The 4,301-nt window shown below is 33.7% G+C and carries 5 protein-coding genes; all 5 read right to left on the bottom strand.

Going from position 1 to position 4,301, the window contains the following annotated elements; genetic code table 11:
• Nucleotides 1-156: 156 nt before the first annotated feature.
• Genes ytzI through qoxA form a run of 5 tightly spaced genes read right to left on the bottom strand, consistent with a single transcriptional unit; the run spans nucleotide 157 to nucleotide 4,143 of the window.
• The gene (ytzI, locus tag CN514_RS21210; RefSeq protein WP_098234283.1) at nucleotides 157-312 is read right to left on the bottom strand and encodes a YtzI protein; all 156 of its coding nucleotides are present in this window, start codon (nucleotides 310-312) and stop codon (nucleotides 157-159) included.
• 55 nt (nucleotides 313-367) lie between these two features.
• On the bottom strand, nucleotides 368-652 hold the full coding sequence (qoxD, locus tag CN514_RS21215; protein ID WP_098234284.1) for a cytochrome aa3 quinol oxidase subunit IV: 285 nt from the start codon (nucleotides 650-652) through the stop codon (nucleotides 368-370).
• A 1-nt stretch (nucleotide 653) separates the two neighbouring features.
• Nucleotides 654-1,250, bottom strand: coding sequence for a cytochrome aa3 quinol oxidase subunit III (gene qoxC / locus CN514_RS21220; RefSeq protein WP_098234285.1), 597 nt, complete (start codon nucleotides 1,248-1,250; stop codon nucleotides 654-656).
• A gap of 3 nt (nucleotides 1,251-1,253) precedes the next feature.
• Entirely contained in the window at nucleotides 1,254-3,197 is a 1,944-nt protein-coding gene (gene qoxB, locus CN514_RS21225) for a cytochrome aa3 quinol oxidase subunit I (RefSeq protein WP_098234286.1), read from the bottom strand.
• 49 nt (nucleotides 3,198-3,246) lie between these two features.
• Complete coding sequence (gene qoxA, locus CN514_RS21230) at nucleotides 3,247-4,143, bottom strand: cytochrome aa3 quinol oxidase subunit II (RefSeq protein ID WP_098234287.1); 897 nt, start codon at nucleotides 4,141-4,143, stop codon at nucleotides 3,247-3,249.
• Between the last annotated feature and the right edge of the window lie 158 nt (nucleotides 4,144-4,301).

Raw genomic sequence — 4,301 nt, forward strand, 5'->3', positions numbered from 1 at the left:
ATAGAATAAAGAAAAAAGAAAAAGGCTTGAAAAAATCTTAGTCAGATCAAACCTTTTCCTTTTATAAAAGCATTTATTCAATTATATTCTAGTTACGACAATACTGTTGAATGGAAAACATCACAGAATACAAATTCTCTCGTTTCTTCGTTACAATTATTTATTATTTTTATCATCATAAACGTTTTTAATTTCATCAATTTTATCAACTTTATGTTTTACTCCATATCCTTTATTTACTGTAATAACAAAAGCTCCGAATACAACAAAAATTATGATTCCACCTATAACATATACAGCTGTCATTGACATAAAAACACCTCCAAATTTATATTAAAGCTCTAGAATATTAATCATTTACTAAGTCTTAGACATATCCCCAAATCATGCAGAGTAAGGTACCGAATACGGTAACTAGTGCTATTGATAATGAGTAAAAAATATTAGTATAAATAGATCCTTTATCTCTTGTTTCACCTGCATGCATAAACACTACTAATTGAAGACCCGCTTGTAAAAATGCTGTTACAAGCAATATTGTCATTCCAACTGTAAATGACAAGTTAAAGAAGTAGACTACTAGTGCAATTCCAGTTAGAATCATTGAAAAAGCAAAGCCTTTAACTTGTTTAAGAGGAAATAATTCTTTCATGTTACATCAATCCTTTCAGATAAACAAAGCTAAAAATGAAGATCCATACGACGTCTAAGAAATGCCAATAGAGTGAAAAGATAAATGTTTTATTAGCAATTTCTGGAGTGATTCCTCTTTTTCGTATTTGTAACATGATAAATAATCCCCAAAAAAATCCAAGTGTTACATGGGCTCCATGTGTACCTAAAGTTGTTAATAGAATCGCAGTAAATGCGCTTGTTTGTAATCCTGCACCCATATGCATATAATGTACGAATTCTGATATCTCAAAACTTACAAATACTAAACCAAGAATTAGTGTAATCGTAAGAAAAGAGATTACTGCTGTTTTTCGACCAATACGCATAGCATGAATAGCTAATCCTATAACAAAGCTACTCGCTAATAAAACAAACGTTTCAATTAATACAGGTGTAATTTCAAAAATTTCTGCCCCCGTAGGACCATGTCCAGTACGATTGACTAATGTAAAATAAGAGGCAAAAAGAGTTCCGAAAAGCATGATTTCTGCACCTAAAAAGATCCAAAATCCTAATATGTTTATTTGATTTTGTTCTGTACTATATTCTAATGTGAGTGAGTTTTTTAATTTCATCGATTAGGCACCTCTAAATTCATTTTCATTTTCTTTAATTGTTTCTACTGGAATATAGTGGCCCTTATCAATTTCAAAGGAACGAAGACCCATACAAACAAATATTCCTATTGCAGAGACAATTAAAGGAATCCACAATGAAAAGACAAATGAGAATCCAAAAACAAATATGATACAGCTCATGATAAAAGGTGCGCCACTATTATTTGGCATATGAATTTTATCATAATGACCTTTAAAGATCGGTATTCCTAATTTCTTCGCATCCCAAAATGCTTCAATTGAATGTACTTCAGGGATAGTCGCGAAGTTATAAGAAGGAACTGGACTATGAGTAGCCCATTCTAAAGTACGAGCATCCCATGGGTCTGAGCTAATATTTCTAGATGAGTAACGAATACTATAATAAATGTTAAACACTAGTAAAATAAAACCGATTGCCAATCCGATTGCTCCAATAAAGGATAATAAATTTAATGGACCAAATCCTGTAGACTCTGAATAAGTATACATACGACGAGCTTGCCCGTTTAATCCTGTAAAGAACATAGGGAAAAATGTTACGTTAAAGCTAATAGCGATAAACCAGAATGCCCATTTTCCAATTCGTTCATTTAACATAAAACCAAACATTTTAGGCCACCAGTAGGTAAGTCCAGCAATCATGGCAAAAACGACACCAGGAATGATCGTGTAATGGAAATGGGCTACTAAAAACATCGTATTATGGTATTGGTAATCAGCGGCAGACATTCCTAGCATCACACCAGTAACCCCACCAATCGTAAAGATCGGAATGAAACCTACCGAATATAACATTGGAACAGTAAAAACGATTTTACCTCTCCAAAGGGTAAACAGCCAATTAAAGATTTTAATTCCAGTTGGAATGGCAATTGCCATAGTTGTAATTGAGAATATACTATTCGTTAATGCACCTTGACCCATTGTAAAGAAGTGATGAGTCCAAACTAAGAACGATAAAAACGAGATAATTAACATGGAATAGACCATTGATTTGTATCCGTATAAGTTTCGACGTGCAAATGTTGAAATGATCTCACTATAGACACCAAATGCAGGTAAAACTAGGATGTATACTTCTGGGTGTCCCCATATCCAAAAAAGATTTGCCCAAAGCATGTCCATCCCACCATTTGTCGTTGTAAAGAAATTTGTACCGAATAGTCTGTCCATCGTACCCATCAAAAGAGCCACTGTTAAAACAGGAAATGCAAATATTACAATCACATTTGTCGTTAGAGCAGACCAAGTGAAAATCGGCATTTTAAAAAGTGTAATACCCGGTGTTCTCATTTTTAAAATCGTTGTGACAAAATTAATCCCAGAAAGTAAAGTACCAAGTCCAGCAATTTGCAATGCAATCATATAATAGTTTGTACCAACGGATTTACTCAGTTCATCACCAGCTAGTGGGAAATATGATGTCCACCCTGCATCCGGAGAGCCCCCAATTACAAATGAGATATTTAATAACATCGCCCCCATAAAAAACAACCAAAAGCTTAGTGCATTTAAACGTGGGAATGCTACATCACGTGCACCAATTTGAAGGGGTACAACAAAGTTCATAAGAGCATAGATAAATGGCATAGCCATAAAAATAATCATGACAAGCCCATGAGTCGTAAATATTTCGTTATAATGCTGTGCATCTAATAGCGTATTTTCGGGAACGGCCGTCTGAGCCCGCATCAAAATGGCATCGACACCACCACGGAAAAGCATTAGCAGAGCAGATAGTAGATACATAATCCCAATTCGTTTATGATCAACAGTTGTTAACCATTCTCTCCATAAATAACCCCATTTTTTGAAATAGGTTAAACCAGCTACAATAGCAATTACAGTTACCCCAATAGCGATCATCGATGCATAAATAGCAGGGTTTGGATGTGGAATCGCAAATCGATCGAAAAATTCCATAGTATATGAACTCCTTTAACTACATTTAAATTTGAAAATAACCGAAAGATTAATGACTAGAGTGTTTTGAATGCATATCCATTTCAGAGTCCATTTGATTTTCACTAGAGTGATGTTTATGGCCTCCTTCATTTGGAGGTAAGTACTCCAAATGAGTTCCAGTAAACGTTAATTCACCAAGGTGACCTGGTTTTAACAACTGTGTGAACTTTTCTTTCGTTAGAGGTGAAGCGGTTTTCTTAACATCTTTGACCCATTCATTAAATTTGTTTTCAGGGACCGCTTCGACATTAAACGTATTTTCAGCAAATCCTTTACCACTGAAATTTGCATTACGTCCCATATATTCACCTGGAACATCAGCAGCTAAGTATAATGTATTGACCATGTCTGACATCGCGTATTTTTGTCCCCCCAATTGTGGAATCCAAAAACTTGTGATTGGTCCATCTGAATATAATTTAAATTCTAGTGGTCTATTTGTAGGAATATATAAATAGTTTACGGTCTCAATATTTTCTTCAGGATAGCTGAAATGCCATTTCCAATCAGATGATGTAGCGTAAATTATTAAAGGTTTTTTATTTGCATATCCAGTTGGGGCAGACTCGACCTTATTGTTGCTTTGTACCGAAACGATTGAAAGAAAAATAATGATCAATACTGGAATCCCGACACAAATCATTTCAACCAATACACTACCTTTAATTTTAGGAGGTTCATAATCACTACTTTGTTTAGATGAACGATATTTAAAAAGCATATAACCTAAAATAAGGAAAACGACCAAGACAATAAATGACATAATCCAAATGGATAACATAATATCTTTAGCTTGAGTTTGAGCTTGAGGTCCTTTAGGATCTAACACCTTTACTGGCTTGCAACCAGATAACAAAATGAGAATAGAAATAAAAAAAGTTTGTAAGGTCCATTTATTCTTCATGAACAAAATCCTTTTCAATTTTTATTTTCATAACGTAATTATTGAGTTAATTTGATTCACAATTGGTTAAAATATAGAGCCATAAATATTTAAAGTCAACGAAATTACAATTTCTGTCAAAAAATGTTCACAATAAAAAAAAAGTGAATTTAATAGTA

It is taken from the genome of Bacillus sp. AFS001701 (assembly GCF_002559405.1).
Lineage (GTDB): Bacteria > Bacillota > Bacilli > Bacillales > Bacillaceae_G > Gottfriedia.